General features: G+C 71.5%; 24 protein-coding genes and 2 pseudogenes. 16 read left to right on the forward strand and 10 right to left on the reverse strand.

What is annotated here, in order from left to right:
• Positions 1-29 precede the first annotated feature (29 nt).
• The 3 genes from ABD793_RS25630 to ABD793_RS25640 are packed head-to-tail and all read left to right on the forward strand — an operon-like array spanning position 30 to position 3,189.
• Entirely contained in the window at positions 30-905 is an 876-nt protein-coding gene (locus tag ABD793_RS25630) for a class I fructose-bisphosphate aldolase (protein ID WP_344864345.1), read from the forward strand.
• Positions 905-2,008, forward strand: a complete 1,104-nt coding sequence (locus tag ABD793_RS25635) for a 3-dehydroquinate synthase II family protein (RefSeq protein ID WP_344864347.1) — start codon at positions 905-907, stop codon at positions 2,006-2,008. Before ABD793_RS25630 ends, ABD793_RS25635 begins: the two co-directional genes overlap by 1 nt.
• 2 nt (positions 2,009-2,010) lie before the next feature.
• Positions 2,011-3,189: a 4-hydroxybenzoate 3-monooxygenase gene (locus ABD793_RS25640; RefSeq protein ID WP_344864349.1), complete on the forward strand. Its 1,179-nt coding sequence runs from the start codon at positions 2,011-2,013 to the stop codon at positions 3,187-3,189.
• Here the strand turns inward: ABD793_RS25640 and ABD793_RS42815 are convergent.
• The 4 genes and pseudogenes from ABD793_RS42815 to ABD793_RS25665 form a co-directional block, all read right to left on the reverse strand.
• Positions 3,177-4,213 (reverse strand): annotated as a pseudogene (locus ABD793_RS42815) (methyltransferase). The gene ABD793_RS25640 and the pseudogene ABD793_RS42815 overlap by 13 nt on opposite strands.
• Before the next feature lies 1 nt (position 4,214).
• The gene (locus ABD793_RS25655; RefSeq protein ID WP_344864353.1) at positions 4,215-4,397 is read right to left on the reverse strand and encodes a hypothetical protein; all 183 of its coding nucleotides are present in this window, start codon (positions 4,395-4,397) and stop codon (positions 4,215-4,217) included.
• A gap of 121 nt (positions 4,398-4,518) precedes the next feature.
• On the reverse strand, positions 4,519-6,204 hold the full coding sequence (locus tag ABD793_RS25660; RefSeq protein ID WP_344864828.1) for an MFS transporter: 1,686 nt from the start codon (positions 6,202-6,204) through the stop codon (positions 4,519-4,521).
• Between the two features lie 133 nt (positions 6,205-6,337).
• Positions 6,338-7,099 (reverse strand): helix-turn-helix transcriptional regulator, encoded by a 762-nt coding sequence (locus ABD793_RS25665; RefSeq protein ID WP_344864355.1) that lies wholly within the window; start codon positions 7,097-7,099, stop codon positions 6,338-6,340.
• Positions 7,100-7,202: 103 nt separating this feature from the next.
• On the opposite strand from ABD793_RS25665, the gene ABD793_RS25670 reads away from it, so the two are divergent.
• Positions 7,203-8,282, forward strand: a complete 1,080-nt coding sequence (locus tag ABD793_RS25670; protein WP_344864357.1) for an alcohol dehydrogenase catalytic domain-containing protein — start codon at positions 7,203-7,205, stop codon at positions 8,280-8,282.
• A gap of 211 nt (positions 8,283-8,493) precedes the next feature.
• Here the strand turns inward: ABD793_RS25670 and ABD793_RS42820 are convergent.
• From ABD793_RS42820 to mrf, 4 genes and pseudogenes are all read right to left on the reverse strand, one after another.
• Positions 8,494-8,714 (reverse strand): annotated as a pseudogene (locus ABD793_RS42820) (GTP-binding protein); the annotation flags it as partial.
• Positions 8,711-8,866: a 50S ribosomal protein L32 gene (gene rpmF, locus ABD793_RS25685; protein WP_344864363.1), complete on the reverse strand. Its 156-nt coding sequence runs from the start codon at positions 8,864-8,866 to the stop codon at positions 8,711-8,713. The gene rpmF and the pseudogene ABD793_RS42820, both read right to left, overlap by 4 nt.
• Positions 8,866-9,129 (reverse strand): type B 50S ribosomal protein L31, encoded by a 264-nt coding sequence (locus tag ABD793_RS25690; protein WP_344864365.1) that lies wholly within the window; start codon positions 9,127-9,129, stop codon positions 8,866-8,868. The genes rpmF and ABD793_RS25690 overlap by 1 nt, the downstream gene beginning before the upstream one ends.
• Positions 9,126-10,385 carry a ribosome hibernation factor-recruiting GTPase MRF gene (gene mrf / locus ABD793_RS25695; protein WP_344864367.1) on the reverse strand — a complete coding sequence of 420 codons (1,260 nt, stop codon included), beginning with the start codon at positions 10,383-10,385 and terminating at the stop codon, positions 9,126-9,128. The genes ABD793_RS25690 and mrf overlap by 4 nt, the downstream gene beginning before the upstream one ends.
• Positions 10,386-10,462: 77 nt before the next feature.
• Here mrf and rpmB point away from each other — a divergent pair, with 77 nt between their 5' ends.
• From rpmB to cobA, 5 genes are all read left to right on the forward strand, one after another.
• Positions 10,463-10,699: a 50S ribosomal protein L28 gene (rpmB, locus tag ABD793_RS25700; RefSeq protein WP_344864369.1), complete on the forward strand. Its 237-nt coding sequence runs from the start codon at positions 10,463-10,465 to the stop codon at positions 10,697-10,699.
• Positions 10,700-10,867: a 50S ribosomal protein L33 gene (gene rpmG / locus ABD793_RS25705; protein WP_344864371.1), complete on the forward strand. Its 168-nt coding sequence runs from the start codon at positions 10,700-10,702 to the stop codon at positions 10,865-10,867. It abuts the gene before it with no gap.
• On the forward strand, positions 10,867-11,172 hold the full coding sequence (gene rpsN / locus ABD793_RS25710) for a 30S ribosomal protein S14 (protein ID WP_344864373.1): 306 nt from the start codon (positions 10,867-10,869) through the stop codon (positions 11,170-11,172). The genes rpmG and rpsN overlap by 1 nt, the downstream gene beginning before the upstream one ends.
• Complete coding sequence (rpsR, locus tag ABD793_RS25715) at positions 11,169-11,420, forward strand: 30S ribosomal protein S18 (protein WP_344864375.1); 252 nt, start codon at positions 11,169-11,171, stop codon at positions 11,418-11,420. The genes rpsN and rpsR overlap by 4 nt, the downstream gene beginning before the upstream one ends.
• Before the next feature lie 150 nt (positions 11,421-11,570).
• On the forward strand, positions 11,571-12,800 hold the full coding sequence (gene cobA, locus ABD793_RS25720) for a uroporphyrinogen-III C-methyltransferase (RefSeq protein WP_344864377.1): 1,230 nt from the start codon (positions 11,571-11,573) through the stop codon (positions 12,798-12,800).
• On the opposite strand, the gene ABD793_RS25725 is transcribed toward cobA, so the two are convergent.
• Positions 12,788-13,672, reverse strand: a complete 885-nt coding sequence (locus tag ABD793_RS25725; protein ID WP_344864379.1) for an alpha/beta fold hydrolase — start codon at positions 13,670-13,672, stop codon at positions 12,788-12,790. The two genes, cobA and ABD793_RS25725, sit on opposite strands and share 13 nt — an antisense overlap.
• 95 nt (positions 13,673-13,767) lie before the next feature.
• On the opposite strand from ABD793_RS25725, the gene ABD793_RS25730 reads away from it, so the two are divergent.
• Together ABD793_RS25730 and ABD793_RS25735 are read left to right on the forward strand one after the other, a co-directional pair.
• Positions 13,768-14,634, forward strand: coding sequence for a crotonase/enoyl-CoA hydratase family protein (locus ABD793_RS25730; RefSeq protein ID WP_425548774.1), 867 nt, complete (start codon positions 13,768-13,770; stop codon positions 14,632-14,634).
• Positions 14,635-14,680: 46 nt separating this feature from the next.
• Positions 14,681-16,387: an AMP-binding protein gene (locus ABD793_RS25735; protein WP_344864383.1), complete on the forward strand. Its 1,707-nt coding sequence runs from the start codon at positions 14,681-14,683 to the stop codon at positions 16,385-16,387.
• A 21-nt stretch (positions 16,388-16,408) separates the two neighbouring features.
• On the opposite strand, the gene ABD793_RS25740 is transcribed toward ABD793_RS25735, so the two are convergent.
• Positions 16,409-16,663 (reverse strand): hypothetical protein, encoded by a 255-nt coding sequence (locus ABD793_RS25740; RefSeq protein WP_344864385.1) that lies wholly within the window; start codon positions 16,661-16,663, stop codon positions 16,409-16,411.
• Between the two features lie 561 nt (positions 16,664-17,224).
• Here ABD793_RS25740 and ABD793_RS25745 point away from each other — a divergent pair.
• The 5 genes from ABD793_RS25745 (at position 17,225) to ABD793_RS25765 (ending at position 20,527) form a co-directional block, all read left to right on the forward strand.
• Positions 17,225-17,431: a hypothetical protein gene (locus ABD793_RS25745; protein WP_344864387.1), complete on the forward strand. Its 207-nt coding sequence runs from the start codon at positions 17,225-17,227 to the stop codon at positions 17,429-17,431.
• A 178-nt stretch (positions 17,432-17,609) separates the two neighbouring features.
• Positions 17,610-18,581, forward strand: coding sequence for a thiamine pyrophosphate-dependent enzyme (locus tag ABD793_RS25750; protein ID WP_344864389.1), 972 nt, complete (start codon positions 17,610-17,612; stop codon positions 18,579-18,581).
• A complete protein-coding gene (locus ABD793_RS25755; protein WP_344864391.1) occupies positions 18,574-19,563 on the forward strand; it encodes an alpha-ketoacid dehydrogenase subunit beta in 990 nt (329 codons plus the stop codon). The genes ABD793_RS25750 and ABD793_RS25755 overlap by 8 nt, the downstream gene beginning before the upstream one ends.
• Positions 19,556-19,879 carry a biotin/lipoyl-containing protein gene (locus tag ABD793_RS25760; RefSeq protein ID WP_344864393.1) on the forward strand — a complete coding sequence of 108 codons (324 nt, stop codon included), beginning with the start codon at positions 19,556-19,558 and terminating at the stop codon, positions 19,877-19,879. Before ABD793_RS25755 ends, ABD793_RS25760 begins: the two co-directional genes overlap by 8 nt.
• Before the next feature lie 3 nt (positions 19,880-19,882).
• Positions 19,883-20,527: an alpha/beta fold hydrolase gene (locus ABD793_RS25765; RefSeq protein WP_344864395.1), complete on the forward strand. Its 645-nt coding sequence runs from the start codon at positions 19,883-19,885 to the stop codon at positions 20,525-20,527.
• Positions 20,528-20,529 lie beyond the last annotated feature (2 nt).

Here is a 20,529-nt window from a genome sequence, read left to right on the forward strand (position 1 = left end):
TCAGCCGCAGCCGAGGGAGGCCATCCGAGGTGTCCAGTTCTGTCCCCTTGCTCGTGGCCGGCAAGGCGATCCGGATGGACCGCCTGTTCGGTCACGGGGACGGCCGGCTGCTCCTGCTGGCCCTGGACCATCCGGTGTCGGCCGGGCCGATCGCCGATGCCGCCGGGCTCAACCGGCTGGTGGCGACCGGGGCCGCGCACCGGGCCGACGGGGCGATCCTGCACAAGGGCCGGGTCCGGGCGATCGACCACCGGCTCTTCCGCAGTATGTCGCTGATCGTGCACCTCAGTGCCTCGACCATGCACGCGCCGGACACGGACGCGAAGGTGCTGGTGAGCAGTGTCGTGGAGGCGTTGCGGCGCGGTGCGGACGCGGTGAGCGTGCACATCAACATCGGCTCCGCCGAAGAGGCCGCCCAGCTCGGCGATCTCGCCGCGGTCGCGGATGCCTGCGACCAGTGGAACATGCCGCTGCTGGCGATGATGTACCCGCGCGGCCCCCGGCTGGCCGATCCGCAGTCCGCCGATCTGATCGCACATGCCGCGGCCGTCGCCGTGGATCTCGGGGCGGACGTGGTGAAAACGGTGCCCGCGCGCACCGATGCGGAGACCGCGGACATCGTCGCGTCGTGCCCGGTGCCGATCATCATGGCCGGTGGCCCGAAGACCGGCAGCCGGGACGAGTTCGTGGCCCGGTCGGCGGCGCTGCTGCGGTCCGGGGTGCGGGGGATCGCGGTGGGCCGCAACCTGTTCGAGGACCCGGAGCCGGCGGGCCTGTTCCGCGCGCTGGTCCCGGTGGTGCATCCGGTCATGGAGAATCCCGGTGCGGTGGAACGGGAAATGCCCGCCCCCGCACTGCCGGTCTCCCGGGAAAACCGTTTCGAAGAATCGCTCAAGGGGTCGTGATGCGCTCGGTATGGCTGGACATCGACGATGCGGCCGGGGCGAAGAGGGCGATTCTCGAGGAAGCGGTGCACCAGCGGGTGGCGGCCGTGGTGACGAGCACCGTTGCCGACCTCGACGGGCTGCCCCCGACCGTGCAGCGGGTGCTGCGGGTGGATTCCGCCGAGCAGGCCGCCGAGCACGCGGCCGCGGTGGACGTGCTGCTCGTCGATCCGCAGAAGGTGGACTGCGGCGAACTGCGGGCCCGGCATCCGGACGTGTCGCTGGCGGTCTACGTGGAGGTGGCCGACCACGACACGCTCGAGCAGGCCTGCCGGCTGGCCCGCACCGAGCAGCGGACGGTCATCTACTTCCGTGACCCGACCAAGATCCCGCTGGAGATCGTGCTCGCCGCGGCGCACGGGGCCAAGGGCAGCATTGTCACCGTCGCGGCGGACATCGAGGAAGCCGGGATCATCTTCGGCGTGCTGGAGCACGGTTCCGACGGTGTGCTGCTCGCCGCGGGCAAAGTCGGTGACGCGACCGAGCTGCAGCGGATCGCGACGAGCGGAACGGACAACCTCACGCTGGAGGAGCTGACGGTCACCAAGGTGACCCACGTCGGCATGGGGGACCGGGCGTGCGTGGACACCTCGTCGTACCTGCGCAAGAACGAGGGAATCCTGGTCGGTTCGTATTCGAAGGCGCTGATCCTGTGCGTCAGCGAAACCCATCCGCTGCCGTACATGCCGACCCGGCCGTTCCGGGTGAACGCCGGCGCGATCATGTCCTACACCCACGTCGGGAACGGCCGGACCAGCTACCTGAGCGAACTGCGCGCGGGCAGCAAGGTGCTGGCGGTGGACACCGACGGGAACACCCGGGAGGTGGTGGTCGGCCGGGTGAAGATCGAATCCCGCCCGCTGATCAGCGTGGACGCGGTGTCCGCGTCCGGGGTCGAGGTGAACCTGCTGCTGCAGGACGACTGGCACGTGCGGGTGCTCGGCCCGGGAGCGGCGGTGCTGAACTCGACCGAGCTCAAGCCCGGTGACGCCGTGCTCGGGCACCTGCCGACCGCCGACCGGCACGTCGGCTACCCGATCGACGAGTTCTGCGTCGAGGTGTGAGCGTGGCGGGTGTCGAGGTTCCGGTCGTGGTGGCCGGGGCCGGGCCGTCCGGTCTGGTGCTGGCCAGCATCCTGCACGAGGCCGGGATCCCGGTGGTGGTGCTGGAACGGGCGAGCCGGGAGCACGTCGAGCAGCGGGCCAGGGCCGGGCTGGTCGAGTACCGCACGGTGTGCACGTTGCGCGAGCACGGGCTGGCCGACGGCCTGCTGCGTTCGGCGACGACGCACCGCCGCTGCGAGTTCCGCTACGCGGGCGAGCGCTTCACGTTGGACTACGGCCGGTTCACCGGCGAGCGGATGCACTACGTGTACCCCCAGCAGCTGCTCGTCCGGGATCTGCTCACCGGGTTGCTGGACCGGGGCGGCGACGTCCGCTTCGAAACGCCGGTCACCGAGGTCACCGGGCTGACCGGGGACCACGCGATGGTGCGGTTCGTCGATCGCGACGGCACTGCCGGGAGTGTGCGGACCTCGTTCGTGGCCGGGTGCGACGGCGATCTCGGGGCGTGCCGGAAGGCGGTGCCCGCGGAGAAACTGCCGATGGTCACCAAGGACTACCGCACGAACCTGCTGGCCGTGCTTTCCGCGACCCGGCCGCTGGATCGCGACATGGTGTACGCGCTGCATCCGGACGGCTGCGCGATCCACGCCCTGCGCACCAGCGAGACGTCCCGGTACTACCTCCAGGTGGATCGGGCGGACCGCCCGGCGGACTGGAGCGAGCAGCGGATCTGGGCCGAACTGGGCGGCCGGTTCGCGGTCGCGGACGGCCCGATGCCCCGTCCCGGGCCGATCCTGGAGACCGGCCTGCTGGCCATGCGCACCGCGGTGACCGAACACCCCCGGTACGGCCGGCTGTTCCTGGTCGGCGACGCCGCGCACATCATCACCCCGTTCGGCGGCAAGGGAATGAACCTGGCGATCGCCGACGCGGCCGATCTGGCCGCGGCACTGGTGGCCGCGATCCGGTCCGGCGACGAGACGGGTCTTGCGGAGTATCCGGCCGGCGTGCGCCGGCGGACCTGGGCCACCCAGGAGTTCTCGCACGGCATGATCGACCTGCTGTGCCGGCCGGATGGACAAGACCGGGAGTTCCGGCACCGGGTGCAGTGCGCCCGGCTGGCGAAGTGGCAGCAGTCCCCGGCCGACGCCGCCGGTTTCGCGAGGGACTACGTGGGCTGATCCGGCCCGGCGGTGGCGGTCAGCAGGTAGGTGTCCAGCGGCAGCGGCAGCATCTCGCCCGGAACCAGCCCGGCCGCCTCGAACAGCGCGCGGTACTCGGCGGCGGTCCGCTGCCCGCCGCCCATCATCATCATGAGGTGCAGGTCCCACAGCAGCGCGAGGTCGAACGACCCGTCGTCCGGTACGACCCGGTCCACGACCAGCAAGGTGGTACCCGGGCGCATCGCCGCGCGGCAGTTGCGCAGCACCGTCAGGCACGCCTCGTCCGGCCAGTCCTGCAGCACCCGGGAGAGCAGGTACACGTCCCCGGTGTCCGGAACGGACTCGAACATGTCGCCGGGCACGAACTCGCACTCCCGGCCGGGGCAGCGCTGCGCGAGGTTCTGCTCGGCCAGCGGGAGCACGTGCGGCAGGTCGAACACGATCCCGCGCACGCCCGGACAGCGCCGCAGCACCCCGGCCAGCAGGGTCCCGCTCCGCCTGCCACGTCGACCACCGTGTGCGCCGTCGAAAAGTCGAAGCGGGCCGGTACCTCGTCGAGAAAGCTCTGCCCGGCGTTCATCGCCCGCTGGAAACGGGACCTGGCGTCCTCGTCGGCACGCAGGTGCTCGCCGAGCGGCCGGCCGTGCGCCCGCTCGAAGCCCGGGACCCCTTCGGCGATCGCGTCCCGCGCGGAACCCCACGCCGTGTAGAACTCGCGGCCGTAGATGTCGCACAGGTCGCGCATCGAACCGGGCACGCCGGTGCGCAGCAGCTCCCCGCTGCCGGTCAGCCGGTACCCGGCCACGTCGTCGCCGGTGACCACCTGCAGTGAAACCAGCAGCCGCAACAGCCTGCGCAGCCGGTCCCGGTCGGTGCCGACCCGTTCGGCGAGGGCAGCGGCGGTGTGGTGCCCGGCGGCGATGTGGTCGGCGATTCCCAGCTGCGCGGCCACCGAAACGGCCTGCGTCCGCCAGGCACCGGTCAGCAGCCCGATGAGGTGCCGTTCGGCCTCGGCCTGCTGGTGCCCGCCGCTGTCGGACATCTCAGCCCGGCCGCTTTTTGGGATGCCCGCGCAGCGCGGTGCGGAAGCCGCTCAGGAGACCCGCGATCGGGATCTCGGTGGAGGCCGGCTCCACCGGCGCGAACCTGACCGGCGCGTGCACCGGCAACCGGTTGGCGGAGTGCGTGGAAAGGCTGCCGGCGACGTGACCGACGCGATAGGGCATGAGCGGCGGTGCTCCCGGGATCCGTGGGGTGCGGGCGGAATCCTCTGCTGCCCAGCATCGACGAGATCACCGGCGGCCGGCCGGACTGGCGGCCAAGAGTGCCTGACGGTGCCCAGCCGAATCAGGTTTCGTTGTCCTGGTGGAAATACCGCTTGCCGCGCGAGACCGAGGCGACCGCGGCGATCAGCGCCATCACCGCGGCGGCGGTGAAGACCGTGACGAGTCCGGTGTGGAACGGGCCGGAGATCAGCTGCGGGAAGAACTCCTTGCCGGTGAGGGCGGAGGCGTCGGCGGGGGAGAGCCGGTCCAGCGCGCCGGGCCCGAGCAGGTGGGCCACCGGATTGCTGCCGAGGAACGCCGCGAACAGCGTGCTCACCGGCGGCAGCTGCGCGACGTGCGCGGCCAGGTCGGCGGGCACGCCGTGCGCCTGCAGCCCGCCGGTCAGGGTGCCCGGCAGTGAACCGGCCAGCCCGGCGATCATCAGCGAGAAGAACACCCCGATGGACAGCGACGTGCCGGAGTTCTGGAACGTCGAGCGCATACCGGAGGCCACGCCGCGCTGGTGGTCGGGGACGCTGCTCATGATCGCCGAGGTGTTCGGTGCCGAGAACATCCCCTGGCCGAGCCCGCTGAGCACGAGCAGGAGCGCGAACGCCGGATAGCTGAAGTCGACCGGTAACGCGAGCAGCCCGAGGAACGCACCGGCCACGAGCACCAGCCCGCCGGTGGAGAACAGCCGCGCGCCGAAGCGGTCGGACAGGTACCCCGAGATCGGCCCGGCGATCAGGAACCCGACGGTGAGCGGCAGCAGGTAGATACCCGCCCACAGCGGGGTCTTCTCGTAGTCGTAACCGTGCAGCGGAAGCCAGATGCCCTGCAGCCAGATGATCAGCATGAACTGCAGCCCGCCGCGGGCGATGGCGGTGAGCAGTGCGGCGAGGTTGCCCGCGCTGAACGCGCGGATGCGGAACAGCGACAGCTGGAACATCGGCGCCGCGACCTTCGTCTCGATCACGCAGAACGCCACCAGCAGCAGCACCCCGGCGCCGATCCCGCCGAGCACCCACGGGCTGCCCCAGCCGGTGGCGGCACCGTGGTAGGGCTGGATCCCGTAGGTGATCGCGGCGAGCAGCAGTGCGGTGCCGAGCGCGAAGGTGACGTTGCCGCCCCAGTCGATCCTCGCCGCCCTCGGCCTGCTGACCTCCCGCAGGCTGCGGATCGACCACACCGCACCGAAGACGCCGAACGGCACGCTGATCCAGAACACCGCGCGCCAGTCGATCTCGGCGAGCAGCCCGCCCGCGACCAGTCCGAGGAACTGCCCGGCCAGCGCGGTGATCTGGTTGATGCCCAGTGCCATGCCGCGCTGCGCACGGGGGAACGCGTCGGTCAGGATGGCCGCGGAGTTCGCGGTGAGCATCGCCCCGCCGACCGCCTGTACGACGCGCCAGCCGATCAGCCACAGCGCGCCCCCGCCGGCGTGGAACGGGTCGAACGAGAGCGCGACCGAGGCGACGCTGAAGATGACGAACCCGACGTTGTACATCTTGACCCGGCCGAACATGTCGCCCAGCCGGCCCAGCGTCACCACCAGCACCGCGGACACCAGCAGGTAGCCGAGGATCATCCAGAGCAGGTAGCCGATGTTGGCCGGGGCGAGCGGATCGAGCCCGATGCCGCGGAAGATCGCGGGCAGCGAGATGATCACGATCGACCCGTCGAGCGCCGACATGAGCACGCCGAGCGTGGTGTTCGACAGTGCGACCCACTTGTAGCGCCCGGTCTGGGCAGGTGCGGTCGCGGTCACCGTCCACCCGTCCCGCGCGGGGCCTGCCGGGGGCGTTCTGCGCACAGCCGATCCGTCATGATTGCCAACCTAGACTGGCAAACTCGGCTCGATCAACTCACGCGTAACGGGCAAATCCGCCGGAAATGCCGGTTCAGGCCGGGGTGTAGACGCTGAGCCGCAGGGCCGGATCGGTGCTGGCCTGGAACGTTGCGTAGTCCCATCCGCTCGTGCCACCCGGGTGGTGCAGGACCTTCCGGCCGATCCCGCCGGGTGCCACATCGTGCCGGTCCCACCATCCGGCGAACTCCGGACACTGTTCCGCCAGCTGCGCGGCCAGTCCGGTGAACGCCGGATCGGGCGTCCACGAATCGTGCGCGGCTCGGAACTGTGCCACCACGTACTGCGCCTGCCCGGCCCATGCCGCACCGAAGAGCTCGCGGGCGGCCGGGTCGAGCAGCAGGAACCGCAGCAGGTTGCGGTCCTGCGGTGGGGTTTCCGCGATGCCGGTGAACAGCCGGAGCGCGGCGGGGTTGCAGACGAGCAGGTCCCAGCGCTGTCCGGTCAGGTATGCCGGGCGGTCCAGGTCGGTGACGATCCGGCGGATCGCGTCCGGCACCTGTTCGCGCTCGAACGGTGCGCGCGGTCCGCCGCGGGCAAGAGCGTGCAGATGCCGCCGTTCGGTCTCGTCGAGCCGGAGCGCGCCTGCGAGCGCGGCGATTGTCGCCTCCGACGGGGTGCCCGCCCTGCCCTGTTCGAGCCGGATGTACCAGTCGAGGCCGATTCCGGCCAGCCCGGCCACCTCCTCCCGGCGCAGCCCCGGTGTGCGGCGCGGTCCGTGCGCGGGGAGCCCGACTGCCTCCGGCGTCAGCCTCGCCCGGCGGGAACGCAGGAAATCGCCGATCCCGGCACGCATCGCGGCTCCTTTCGCGGGTGGGACGCCCGAATCCTAGGACGAACGCACTCCTGGGCACCGCTCGCGGCCGGACGGACGATCGGGGAAGACGAAGGAGGAGCTCGTGAAAGCAGCTGTGTTGAAGGCATTCGGGGAACCGCTGTCGGTGGAAGAGGTGCCGGATCCGGTGCCCGGTACCGGAGAAGTGGTCGTGGACGTGGTCGCGGCGCCGGTCGTGCACTACACCGGCGAGGTGCTCAGCGGCGCTCGCCGTTATCTGCTGGAACTGCCGGTGGTGCCAGGTGTGGGTGCGGTCGGGCGGGTCCGCTCGGTGGGCCCGGACGCCACGAAGCTCCGCACCGGCGACTGGGTGCTGGTCGATCCGACGGTGCGCTCGCGCGACGACGCTCGTACCCCGGACATCACGTTGCAGGGTTGGAGCGCCCGCGGTGCGGGCGGCACGCGTCTGCAACGGCATTTCCGCGATGGCGGGTTCGCGGAGCAGACGATGGTCCCCACCGAGAATGCGATACCGCTCGGCGAAATCGACCCGGCCGACGCGGGCCGCTGGACGGCACTGATCGTCTGTCTCATCCCGTACGGTGGTCTGCTCGACGCGGACCTGCGGCCGGGCGAGACCGTCCTGATCAGCGGCGCTACCGGTGCCCTCGGCAGTGCTGCGGTCGCGGTGGCGTTGGCGATGGGCGCCGCCCGGATCGTGGCGCCCGGCCGGGATCGCGCGATGCTCGCCGAATTGGCACGGCGATTCGGCGACCGGGTCCGCACCGTGGCGCTGTCCGGAACCGAGGATGAGGACCGCGAAGCAATGCAGCAGGCCGCGGACGGTCCGGTGGATGTGGTGCTCGACCTGCTGCCGCCATCCGCTCCGGCGACTGCGGTGCGCGCGCCGGCGATGACGGTCCGGGAATTCGGCCGGGTGGTGCTGATGGGTGGCGTCGGCATGCTGGGCGGGGCGGACCTGGCGCTGCCGTACCCGTGGCTCATGCGCAACAGCGTCACGGTCCGGGGCCGCTGGATGTACCCGCGCACGGCCGTGCCGGCACTGGCCGCGCTCACCCGCTGCGGGCTGCTGGACCTCGGCGGGTTCGAGATCAGCGAGTTCCCGCTGGCCGAAGCGGGCGCCGCGGTGGACCACGCGGCCAAGGACGGCGGACGGTTCCGGCTCGCCGTGCTGCGGCCGTGAGCCGGAACCGTCCTCAGTGGACGTGCGGGAGCGCCGTTCCCGCACCGGGAACGGATCGGCGGTGGCGGGTGTGCTGCAGAGGCATTCCGTCAGCGCCGATCGCAGCGAGGCCACCGCCGATGAACACCGGTGCCTGCTGCGCCCGCTCGACGTCGTAGCAGCCGGTACCGAGGACCTGCGCGAGCGGGGTGCGGCCGAACGCGGCGGGCACGAACCGGCCCAGCCGCGCCACCTCGTCGAGCAGGTCCTCGGGCCGGGTGCAGCAGATACCCCGTCCGTCGTCTCGACGAGCCGCTCCTCGGTGCGGGACGAGGGCGGCGACCACGTTCACCGCAACCCGCAGGCCTCGCGCTGGGCGGGGATGTGGTTGAGCAGCGTCGTCTTGCCGGCCCCGAGGAATCCGGAAGGGACAGTGACCGGGACGGGCGTCACCGCAGCCGCTGGAAGTGCTTGATCAGCTTGCGGGGAACCAGTTTCCGCTCACCGTCGACCACGATCGGCACCAGGTCCGGTACCGCCGCCTTCCACTGTGCCCGCCGGCTGCGGGTGTTGCTGCGCGACATCTTCCGCTTCGGCACGGCCATCAGCGCGCACCCCCGGCCTTGCGCTGTCCGTAGCGGCGGTGGAACTTCTCCACCTGGCCCGCCGAGTCCACGATCCGCTGGTTGCCCGTCCAGAACGGGTGCGACCATGCGCTGATGTCCACGACCACCAGCGGATAGGTGTGGCCGTCCGGCCATTCCACGGTGCGCTCGGAGGTCGCCGTGGACCGGGTGAGGAACGCGTCGCCGGTGGACGAGTCCCTGAACACCACCGGGTGGTAATCGGGGTGGATACCGGGTTTCACGAGGTTTCGTCCTTTCGGTTGGCGGCATTTCCGTTGGCGGCATTGACGTGCCGGTCCGGTTCGTCGGTCTCTTCGCACGGGTCCTCGTGCCAGTCCCCGAACGGGTCGGGGTATGCGCGCCAGGCGGCCTCGCCCTCGGCCAGTTCGGCGTCGGTGAGCAGCGCCCCGCGCAGCACGGCGTCGATCTCCTCCGGCGTGGCCTGGTCGGTGACGACCACCAGTTCCTGAGCGCGATCGCCGTGCACCGGGTCCCAGCGCAGCGATGCCAGCGTGCGGCGTTCGGGGGAGACCTCGGCCCAGTCCGGGCCGTCCGGTGCAGCGAGCCACGGGCCGGCGTGCCCGATGCCGAGACCGCCGCCCGCGGACTCGAGCCAGAACGCGACGTCCGGCTGGCTTGCCACCCAGGCCCGGCCACGGGTGCGGACCACACCTTCGAGCAGTACGTCGATCGCCTCGTGCAGGCGCTCCGGGTGGAACGGCCGTTGCGCGGTGAAGGTGTGCAGTTCGATCCCGCAGTCGGGCTGCAGCGGCGGCGCGCCCCGCAGCAGTGCGCCGTGCAGATCGGTGACGGCGCCGCGGCGGGCGTCCGGGGGGACCGCGGCCAGCAGCCCTTCGGCATCGGTGCGGCCGATCTCGACCCGCGGCACCGACGGCGCCACCCGGTCCAGCACCGCGGACGACCTGGCCGCGCACCAGGCGTCCGGCGCGGAGCCGGAAAGCACGAGCACGTCCGCGGATTCGACCTGCGAGAGGGCGACCTGGGCGAGCGTGCGCTCGTCTTCGGGGCTGCCCTGCAGGCCGCGTTCGGCAAGCAGCTCGTCGCCGGTCGCGTCGGCGAGCCAGGTGGCGCAGTCGAGCACGGTGAACACCGCCTCGGGTGCCACGTCCTCGATCACCGGCCGGTCGCCGACCAGCACGTTCCGGATCGCCCAGCTCACCGGTTCCGGCTCCATGGCCTCGTCGAGCCGGACGACGATCCGGTGCACCTGCGGCATCCGGGCGAGCCGGCGCAGCAGCGGCAGCAGGTCCTCGCGCAGGGTGCAGTTCACACAGCCGTGCGCCAGTTCCAGCGCGGTCAGCTCGTCGCGAGGACCGAGCCGGAGCCTGCGGCGGACGACGCCGGAGCCGATCTGGCGCAGGTCGTGGTGGACGACGGCGGTGCCGGGGCCGGCGTGCAGCAGGCCGGCCAGCTCGTCGTTCGGGGCCGGGGCGAGACCGCTGACGAGCACGAGCGGCACACGCGGATGTTGGGGCACTGGGACTCCAGGTGACGGATCGGGGTACAGTCCGAGTCTAGATGAAAACGAATGTCACTACCAACTCGGGAGGGTTCGTGTCCGCCGTCTGCCAGGTCACCGGCCGCAAGCCGGGCTACGGCAAGCAGGTTTCGCATTCCCACCGCCGGAGCTCGCGGCGCTGGGAGCCCAATCTGCAGACTCGCCGTTACCACGTGCCGAGCCTCGGCCGCACGGTGCGGCTGAAGGTGTCCGCGAAGGGCATCAAGACGATCGACAAGCGCGGTATCGACGCCGTGGTGGCCGACCTCGTGGCGAAGGGGGTGAAGTTCTAGATGGCGAAGAGCACCGACATCCGGCCGGTGATCAAGCTGCGGTCGACCGCGGGCACCGGCTACACCTACGTGACCAAGAAGAACCGCCGCAACGATCCGGACCGGATGGTCCTGCGCAAGTACGACCCGGTGGCGCGCAAGCACGTCGAATTCAAGGAAGAACGCTGATGGCGAAGAAGTCGAAGATCGCGAAGAACGAGCAGCGCAAGGTGATCGCCGCGCGGTACCTGGAACGGCGCCGGGCGCTCAAAGCGGTGATCGCCTCGCCCGCGTCGTCTCCGGAGGAGAAGGCCGACGCGGTGGTGGCGTTGCAGCGGATGCCGCGGGATGCGAGCCAGACCCGGATCCGCAACCGCGACACCGCCGACGGCCGTCCGCGCGGGTACCTCCGGAAGTTCGGGCTCTCCCGGGTCAGGATGCGGCAGATGGCGCACCAGGGCGAACTGCCCGGCGTGTCGAAGTCGAGCTGGTGAGCGCGATGCCGAAGCCGAACCGCGACCGTCCTGCCCGCCGCCGCGTGAACCCGTTGTACGTGGCCGGCATCACCACTGTCGACTGGAAAGACGCCGACCTGCTGCGGAAGTTCATCTCCGACCGCGGCAAGATCCGCGCCCGCCGGGTGACCGGTTTGACGCCACAGCAGCAGAAACAGGTCGCCACCGCGATCAAGAACGCCCGCGAAATGGCGTTGCTGCCCTATCCGTCGTCTGCTCGCGGCTGAGCACGGGCCCGGCCGCGACGCGGGGCCTTCCCGGTCCACCACGGGAAGACCCCGCGTGCGGCGTAACCCGGCCGGCGACCGAAGTTCGGCGGCGATCGTCCGCTCGCCCTGCTCGAGCGCCGAACGGGGCGGGAAGGCAGACTTCCCGGCATGGACGACCCGCACTACCTCTCCGGACTCCAGCTCGCCGGCCGCCGCGTCGTGGTGGTCGGCGGCGGCTCGGTCGCGCAACGGCGCCTGCCGCGGCTCCTGCGCGCGGGCGCGCGGGTGGAGCTGGTCTCGCCGCACACCACGCCGTCAGTCGGTGCAATGGCCGACGCCGGGGAGCTCGTCTGGCACCGGCGTCGTTACGCCGACGGCGATCTCACCGCGGCCTGGTACGCGCTGGCCTGTACCGACGACGCCGAGGTGAACGCCGCCGTGTGCGCGGAAGCCGAGCGGGAGCGGGTGTTCTGCGTACGCGCGGACCAAGGGGAGTCCGGAAGCGCAGTGACCCCGGCGACCGGCCGGCACGGAGGATTGCTCTTCGGTGTGCTGTCCGGCGGCGAACCTCTGCGGTCCGCGGCGGTGCGCGACAGCATCCTCGACGGTCTCCACGCGAGCACTGTCGACGACGGCCGCGCGCCGCGCGCGCCGGAACAGGAACTGCCTGGTGTCGCACTGGTCGGTGGCGGTCCGGGTGATCCCGATCTGATCACCGTACGGGCCCGTCGGCTGCTTTCCCGCGCCGACGTGGTGGTGGCCGACCGGCTCGCGCCGCGGGAGCTGCTGGACGAGCTGCCGCCCGAGGTCGAGGTCGTGGACGCGGCGAAGATCCCGTACGGCCGCGCGGCGAGCCAGGATGTGATCAACCGCACGCTGATCGAGAAGGCCCGCGAAGGGAAGTTCGTCGTCCGGCTCAAGGGCGGCGACCCGTATCTGTTCGGCCGCGGTTTCGAAGAGGTGCAGGCGTGCGCCGAGGCCGGCGTGCCGGTGACCATGGTGCCGGGCATCACCAGCGCCTTCGCGGTGCCTGCGGTGGCCGATGTGCCGGTGACGCACCGCGGGGTCGCGCACGAAGTGGTGGTCGTGTCCGGGCACGTCGCTCCCGGCGACGACCGTTCGCTCATCGACTGGTCCCTGCTCGCCCGGATGCGCGGCACGATCGTGCTGATGATGGGCGTGGAGCGACTGCCGTTGTTCGCGAAAGCGCTGCTGGAGGGCGGCCGCCCGGCGGAAAGCCCGGTGGCGATCGTGGAGGACGGGACCATGCGCACCCAGCGTGCGCTGCGGTCCACGCTGTCCGAGGTGGCCGGCGACGCCGCGGCCGCGGGGGTGCGCCCGCCCGCGGTGATCGTGTTCGGCCCGGTGGCGGGCCTGACCCGCGGTCAGGACGGGTAGCAGCGGAACGCGAAGTCGCGGATCGCCGTGCTCAGCCGCTTCGGGTCGAACCGGAGCTCGACCGGGCTGCGGGCACGGACGAACTCCGCCCGCGGCATGTCCTCGGCCAGCGAGCCGGCGTCGCCGAACGGGTGGATCGGGTCACCCTCGTGGCCGATCACCAGCGTCGGCGTGCCGATCTCGCGCCGGACGGACTTCGGCGGTGCGATCCGGCCGAACAGCACACCGTGCAGCAGCGCGGCCATCGGCTCGGGTTGCTGGGCCAGCGTGTCGGTGAGCACGTCCACCCACTGGCTGCCACGGGGCACGAGGTTCGCCGCGAATGCCACCCCGCGCACGGTCACCGGCAGGAACCGGGCGGCGAACAGCAGCGGTGCGAAGGTGAGCAGCCCGGAGACGATCGCGTTGTCCAGCACCGGCATCTCGACCAGCAGCCCGCGTGCCCGCTCCGGGGCCGCGACGCCGACCTCCAGCGCCACGTTCGCGCCGAGCGAGGTGCCGCCGACGACGGCGTCCGGGATCTCCAGGTGGTCCAGCAGCGCCACGGCCTGCTCGCCGAAGGCGGGCATCGAATAGCGCCAGGACTGGGTCGGCCGGTCCGAATCGCCGTGCCCGAGCAGGTCGAGGGTGACCACGCGGAATCCCGCGCCGGCCAGCCGGCGCGCCAGCGGGGCGTGCATCCGCCGGGTGAACATGATCCCGTGCATCAGCACCACGACGCGGTCGCCGCGGCCGAACTCGGTGTAGCAGAGCCGGTGGCCCTCGTGCCGGAACGAACCGGCCAGCTCGATCGGGCGGGTCCGCCTCGGTGTGCCGGATCCCGGGGCGAGCAGCTCTTCACCGGGCGCGGGAGCCGGGGTCGCGGGGGTCATGGGCACCTGCCTTTCGCCGGTACGGGCCTGTTCGGTGGATCTCCAGGAAAGCATCCCGCGGCCGCGTTGGCACAGTGTCAACCCGATGAGTCAAGATGACCGGCATGACCCAACCTGATGCCGCCCCGTCCGCCGCCGCGCTCACCGGCCTGGAGTCCCTGCAGGTCCGCCTGGACGGCCCGGTCGCCGAGGTGACCCTGCTCGGCCCCGGCAAGGGCAACGCGATGGGCCCCGACTTCTGGCGGGAGCTGCCGCTGGTGTTCGCCACGCTGGATGCGGACCCCGTGGTGCGTGCCGTCGTGCTGACCGGCAGCGGCAAGCACTTCTCCTACGGCCTCGACCTGCCCGCGATGATGGGCACCTGGGCTCCGCTGCTGGGTGGCGACGCGCTGGCCGGGCCGCGCACCGGACTGCACGGTGAGGTCCGGCGGCTGCAGGCGGCGGTCAGCTCGATCGCGGAATGCCGCAAGCCGGTGATCGCGGCGGTGTCCGGCTGGTGCATCGGCGGCGGCGTGGACGTGATCACCGCCGCCGACATCCGGCTGGCCAGCGCGGAGGCCACGTTCAGCGTGCGGGAGGTGAAGGTCGCGATTGTCGCGGACATCGGCAGCCTGCAGCGGCTCGCCTCGATCGTCGGCGAGGGGCACGTGCGCGAGCTGGCGCTGACCGGCAAGGACGTGGACGCCGCGCGGGCCGAGCGGATCGGCCTGGTCAACGACGTGTATCCGGACCAGGACGCGGTGCTGGCGCGGGCACGGGAACTGGCCGCGGAGATCGCCGCGAACCCGCCGCTGGTCGTGCAGGGCACCAAACAGGTGCTGTCGGTGAACACCGAACGCCAGGTCGCCGAGGGACTGCGTTACGTCGCGGCGTGGAATTCCGCGTTCCTTCCGAGCAAGGACCTGCAGGAGGCGGTGCAGGCCTTCGTGGAGCGGCGCGCGCCGGAGTTCCGGGGCGAGTAGAACAGGCACGACCGGGCTGGTGTCCCGCAGGACGGAGGAGGACGACGTGAGCAATGGCGCTTCGGAGAGCCACCGGGTGTTCCGGGAGGCCCGCGACTACCTGCTGGCCCACCGGGAGGACTACGACACCGCCTACCGCGACTTCGCCTGGCCCCGTCCCGGCGAGTTCAACTGGGCGCTGGACTGGTTCGACGTGGTGGCCCGCGATCCGGCGAACGCGCAGCGGTACGCGCTGTGGATCGTCGAGGAGGACGGCACCGAGAACCGGTGGACCTACCCGGAGATGGCGACCCGCTCCGACCGGGTCGCGAACTGGCTGCGCGGGCTCGGCGTGGCGCGCGGCGACCGGCTGATCCTGATGCTCGGCAACCAGGGCGAGCTGTGGGAGACGATCCTGGCCGCGATCAAGCTCGGCGCGGTGATCATCCCGGCATCGACGCTGCTCGGCCCGGCCGATCTGGCCGACCGGGTGGAACGCGGCCGGGCGCGGCACGTCGTGGTGCGTTCGGCGGACGCGGAGAAGTTCGCCGGCGTCGAAGGCGACTACACCCGGATCGCGGTCGGCGAGCCGGTGCCCGGATGGCATCCGTACGCAGACGCCTACGCCGGGCCCGCGGAGTTCACCCCGGACGGCCCCACCTCCTCGGCCGACCCGCTGCTGCTCTACTTCACCTCCGGCACCACCGCCAAACCCAAGCTGGTGCAGCATACGCAGGTGTCCTACCCGGTCGGCCATCTGTCCACAATGTACTGGATCGGGCTGGAACCGGGGGACGTGCACCTCAACATCTCGTCCCCGGGGTGGGCCAAACACGCCTGGAGCAACGTGTTCGCGCCGTGGAACGCCGAAGCGACGGTGTTCCTGTACAACTACACGCGGTTCGACGCGGCCGCGCTGATGGCGCAGATGGACCGCTGCCGCGTGAGCAGCTTCTGTGCCCCGCCGACGGTGTGGCGGATGCTGATCCAGGCCGACCTCGGCGCACTGCGCACCCCGCCGGCGAAGGTCGTCGGCGCGGGCGAGCCGCTGAACCCCGAGGTGATCGAGCAGGTCGAACAGCACTGGGGCGTGACCATCCGCGACGGCTTCGGGCAGACCGAGAGCAGCGTGCAGATCGCCAACACCCCGGGACAGCACGTGCGGCCCGGTTCGATGGGCCGCCCGCTGCCGGGATTCGTCGTGGCGCTGGTCGACCCGGGCACCGGCGAACGCGCGGCCGAGGGTGAGATCTGCCTCGATCTGGCACACCGGCCGGTCGGCCTGATGGACGGCTACACCGGCGACGACGAGCGCACCTCGGCCGCGTTCTCCGGCGGCTACTACCACACCGGTGACGTCGGCTCGGTCGACGAGCGCGGCTACCTCACCTACGTCGGCCGCACCGACGACGTGTTCAAGGCCTCGGACTACCGGATTTCGCCGTTCGAACTGGAGAGCGTGCTGCTGGAGCACGAGGCGGTCGCCGAAGCGGCGGTGGTGCCGGCGCCGGACCCGATCCGGCTCGCCGTGCCCAAGGCGTACGTGGTGCTCAGCGCGGGCCACGAGCCGGACGCGGGCACCGCGCGGGCGATCCTGGCCTACGCGCGCGAGCACCTCGCGCCGTACAAGCGGATCCGCAGGCTGCAGTTCGCCGAGCTGCCGAAGACCATCTCCGGCAAGATCCGCCGGGTCGAGCTGCGCGGCAGGGAACAGCAGGGGCAACGGCCCGAAGGGGAGTTCCGCGAGGAGGACTTCCCCGACCTGAAGTCCTGACCCCGACCCGCCGGCTCCGGGCTATTCGGCCGGCACCACCGCGGCGAACACGGTCTGCTCGCCCTTGCTGCAGGTGGTGCCGCCCTGCGCGGCGGGCGGGCCGGAGGTGCACAGCCAGCCGTCCACGGTCTCGTTGACCGCGTCGTTCGAGCCGGAACCCTGGCGTCCTGCGATGGCTGCGTGGAAGTGCTTGACCACGGTCAGTGCTTCGCCGCACGAAACGCCGCCGGTCTGGCTGTCGTAGACGTAGAGGGTGAGACCGCTGGCCGCGGTCACCGTGCCACAGGTGCCCGGAGCAGCCGCGGCGGACGGCTTCGCGGTCGTCGGGCGGGCGGTGGGTTTCGCCGTGGTCTGTGGTGGCGGAGGTGGCAGCGGGGGAGGTGTGTGCGTGCTCGGTGTGGCTGCGGTGGTGGTTGCGGACGGTACCGGGGACGGCGCCGGCTGCGGAGCTGGATCCCCCGAACAGGCGGTGAAAACCGGCAACAGCAGTACTGCCGCGCACCACGCGCCGGATACGGTCTTCGACAGGCGCACCGGAGTCCTTTCGCCAGGGTTCTCGAAGCCATTCTGGCCCGTCAGCGCCCCGGCGGCCGGGACCGGCGCGGCACCGGCGCGTCCCGGTGGGTCCCGGTGGGTCCACTATGGACGGTTAACCCAGGGTTCACATCGTGAAACACAGTGCTGCCATCATGAATCGATCGGAGGAATCTCCGCCCGGTTCGTTAACGCGAGCCGGTCCGCCGCCGAAATACCGGGTGGACGCACTCGCTGCGCCCGTGTCCCCGAAACCCGCCACCGACGTGCCCGCCACGTCAGGAAGCACGAGCCGCACACAGCATGAGCACCGAAGCCGCCCGCACCCCGCAGCCGACCGATCCACCCACCGCACCGTGCAGCGTCGTCTGGTCCAGCGGCCGACCGTACGTCCTGGAATCCGGCCGGGGCAGGCCCCGCTGGGTCGGCTGCGACGACCGTGGCCGCCCGCACACCCTGAGCATTGCCGAACTCCGGCGCCGCGGCTGGAGCCACCGCCGCGCGAGCTGACGGCTCGGGCCGCCCCGGCGAGTCCTCCCGGGGCGGCTGTGCGCACTGAGACCGGCACGGCCGTCGCACTGGACAGATTGTGCAGTCGCGCCCGGCGCGCACGTGCCGGATCGCGCATAGTGTCCAGCACAAAGAGCGACACTTGCACAGTACCGCCCGGTCTGCGGAAGCTTCGGTCATGGACGACTGGGAGTTTCGCCGGCTGCACCGCCTGATGGTGCTCGCGCGGCGGATCGACGAGGACGCGATCGCGCTCCAGCGCCAGGGCGTGCTCCCCGCGTACGCGCCGGCGAAGGGGCAGGAAGCCGCCCAGGTGGGCAGCGCCGCCGCACTGGACCCGGCCAGGGACTTCGCCTTCCCCACCTACCGGGAGCTCGGGGTGGCGGTCGCGATGGGCGTCGACCTCGTGGGGTACCTGTCGACGCACCTGAACATCTGGCACGGCGGGATGTACGACTCGCAGGCCTCGCGGCTCGCGCCGTTCAACGCGGTCGTCGGGGGACCGGTCACGCACGCCGTGGGCTGGGCGATGGGCGCGAAGCTCGACGAGACCGGTGGCGCGGCCATCACCTACTTCGGCGACGGCGCAAGCTCGCAGGGCGACATCCACGAGGCGATGAACTTCGCCGGCGTTTACCGGCTGCCGGTGGTGTTCTTCTGCCAGAACAACGGCTGGGCGATCTCCCTGCCGGCCGCACGGCAGGTGGCGGGTGGTTCCGTGGCCGCCCGCGCGAGCGGCTACGGCATCGAAGGCGTCCGTGTCGACGGCAACGACGTGGAGGCGGTGTTCGAGGCGACGCGTGCCGCGCTCGACCGGGCCCGCGACGGCGGCGGGGCGACGGTGATCGAGGCGATGACCTACCGCCTCGGACCACACTCCACTTCGGACGATCCCGGTCGTTACCGCAGCCTGGAGGACGAGCAGGCCTGGACCGGGCGCGACCCGATCACCCGCGCCGCGCGCCGGCTGCCGGAAGCCGACCTCGCCGAGGCCGAGCAGTACGCGGCCGAGGTGGTCGAGCGGGTCCGGGAGGGGTTGCAGGCGCTCACGCCGCGACCGGCCGAGGAACTGTTCTCGTTCGTCTATCGCGAGCCCACGGCGGCGTTGCTGGCGCAGCAGCGAGCGTGGAAGGAGTCCCTCGATGCCTGAGTTCTCCTTGCAGCAGGCGCTGAACCTCGCGTTGTGCCACGCGTGCGAGGACGACGACCGGGTGCTGGTCTTCGGGCAGGACGTCGGCGTCCTCGGCGGCGTTTTCCGGGTGACCGACGGGCTGCGCAGCAAGTTCGGTGAGCAGCGCGTGTTCGACACGCCGCTGGCCGAGTCCGGGATCATGGGCATGGCGGTCGGGCTGGCGATGGCCGGATGGCGGCCGGTGCCGGAAATCCAGTTCGACGGGTTCAGCTATCCCGCGATCGACCAGATCGTCAACCAGGTCGCCCGCATGCACTACCGCAGCCGGGGCGTGCACGCGATGCCGATCACCTTGCGCCTGCCCAGTTTCGGCGGCATCAAGGCCCCGGAACACCACGGCGAGAGCCTCGAGGCGCTGTTCGCGCACGTACCCGGGTTGAAGGTGGTCTCGCCGGCCACGCCCGCCGAGGGCTACCACCTGCTCCGGCAGGCGATCGCCGATCCGGACCCGGTGATCTTCCTCGAACCGAAGTCGCGGTACTGGCACCGCGAGGCGTTCGATCCCACCGCACCGGCCGAGACGCTGCCGGTCGGCCGCAGCCGGGTCGTGCGTCCCGGCAAGCACGCGACGCTGGTCGCGTGGGGTGCGATGGTCGCGCGTTGTGTTCAGGTCGCCGAGCTCGCCGCCGAAGACGGAGTCGAACTCGAAGTGGTGGACCTGCGGTGGCTCAAGCCGATCGACGCCACCGGGCTCGCCGGATCGGTGGCCCGCACCCGACGCGCCGTGGTGGTGCACGAGGCGCCGCTGACCGCCGGACTCGGCGCCGAGGTGTCCGCGCTGATCACCGAACGCTGCTTCGCCGAGCTGCGCGCCCCGGTGCAGCGCGTCGCAGGCTACGACGTGCCGTACCCGTCCGGTGCGCTCGAGGACGAGTACCTCCCCAGTGCCGACCGCGTCCTGACTGCCGTCCAGACCACCTTGGAGTACCGCCGTGGCTGAAGCGACCTTTCCCCTTCCCGATCTCGGCGAGGGCCTGATCAGCGCGCGCGTGCTGGAGTGGCTGGTGGCCGAGGGCGACTGGGTGGAGCGCAGCACCCCGCTCGTCGAGCTGGAGACGACCAAATCGGCCGTGGAGATCCCGTCCCCGCAGTCCGGTCGGGTCACGCGGCTGCACGTCGGCGAAGACGAGGAACTGGGCGTCGGCGAACCGCTCGTCACCTTCACCGTGGCCGACGAGCAGGCCGGAATCGTCGGCACCGTGCCGGAAGAGAAGAAGCCCGCGCGCCGGGTTCGGCTGACCCTGCCGGAGGACTGAGCCGTGTTCGCCACCGCGGCCGACGGCACCAAGATCTGGTACGACACCGCGGCCGGCCCGCGGCCGGTGCTGTTCGTCCACGGGTTCGCCTCCGACAGCGACCGCACCTGGGTGCGCACCGGGTGGGTGCGCGCCGTGCAGGACCGTGGCCACGTCCTGGTCGACCTGCGTGGACACGGGCAGAGCGGGCGGCCCGCATCCGGATACTCGCCGGACGGGCTGGCGCGTGACGTCCTGAGCGTGCTCGACGAGGCCGGTCTGTCCGAAGTGGACGCAGTCGCCTACTCGATGGGCGGCCTGGTGGGCTGGGAACTGGCCGGACTCGCGCCGGGGCGGATCGGCAGGCTGGCTCTGGGCGGGATCGGCGGCGCACCGGCCGGTCGGGCGGAGCTGGCCCGCGTACAGGCCGCGCTGTCCGGACAGGGTCTCGAAGCCTGCGCCGAGGGCATCGCGGGACACCGCATCGAGGGCACGCCGCCGTGCCCGGTGCTGTTCGCGGCGGGCGACAGTGACGAGGTGGCCGCGGACGCGCCCGAGTTCGCCGCGGCGCTGAACGCGCCGTTCGTCTCGCTCGGGCGGCGCAACCACTTCAACGCGGTGTCCGGCAGGCGGTTCAAAGAGGCCGTGCTCGACTTCTTCGAGCGCTGAGT

Origin of the sequence: Amycolatopsis ultiminotia, assembly GCF_039536925.1 — a bacterium.
Lineage (GTDB): Bacteria > Actinomycetota > Actinomycetes > Mycobacteriales > Pseudonocardiaceae > Amycolatopsis > Amycolatopsis ultiminotia.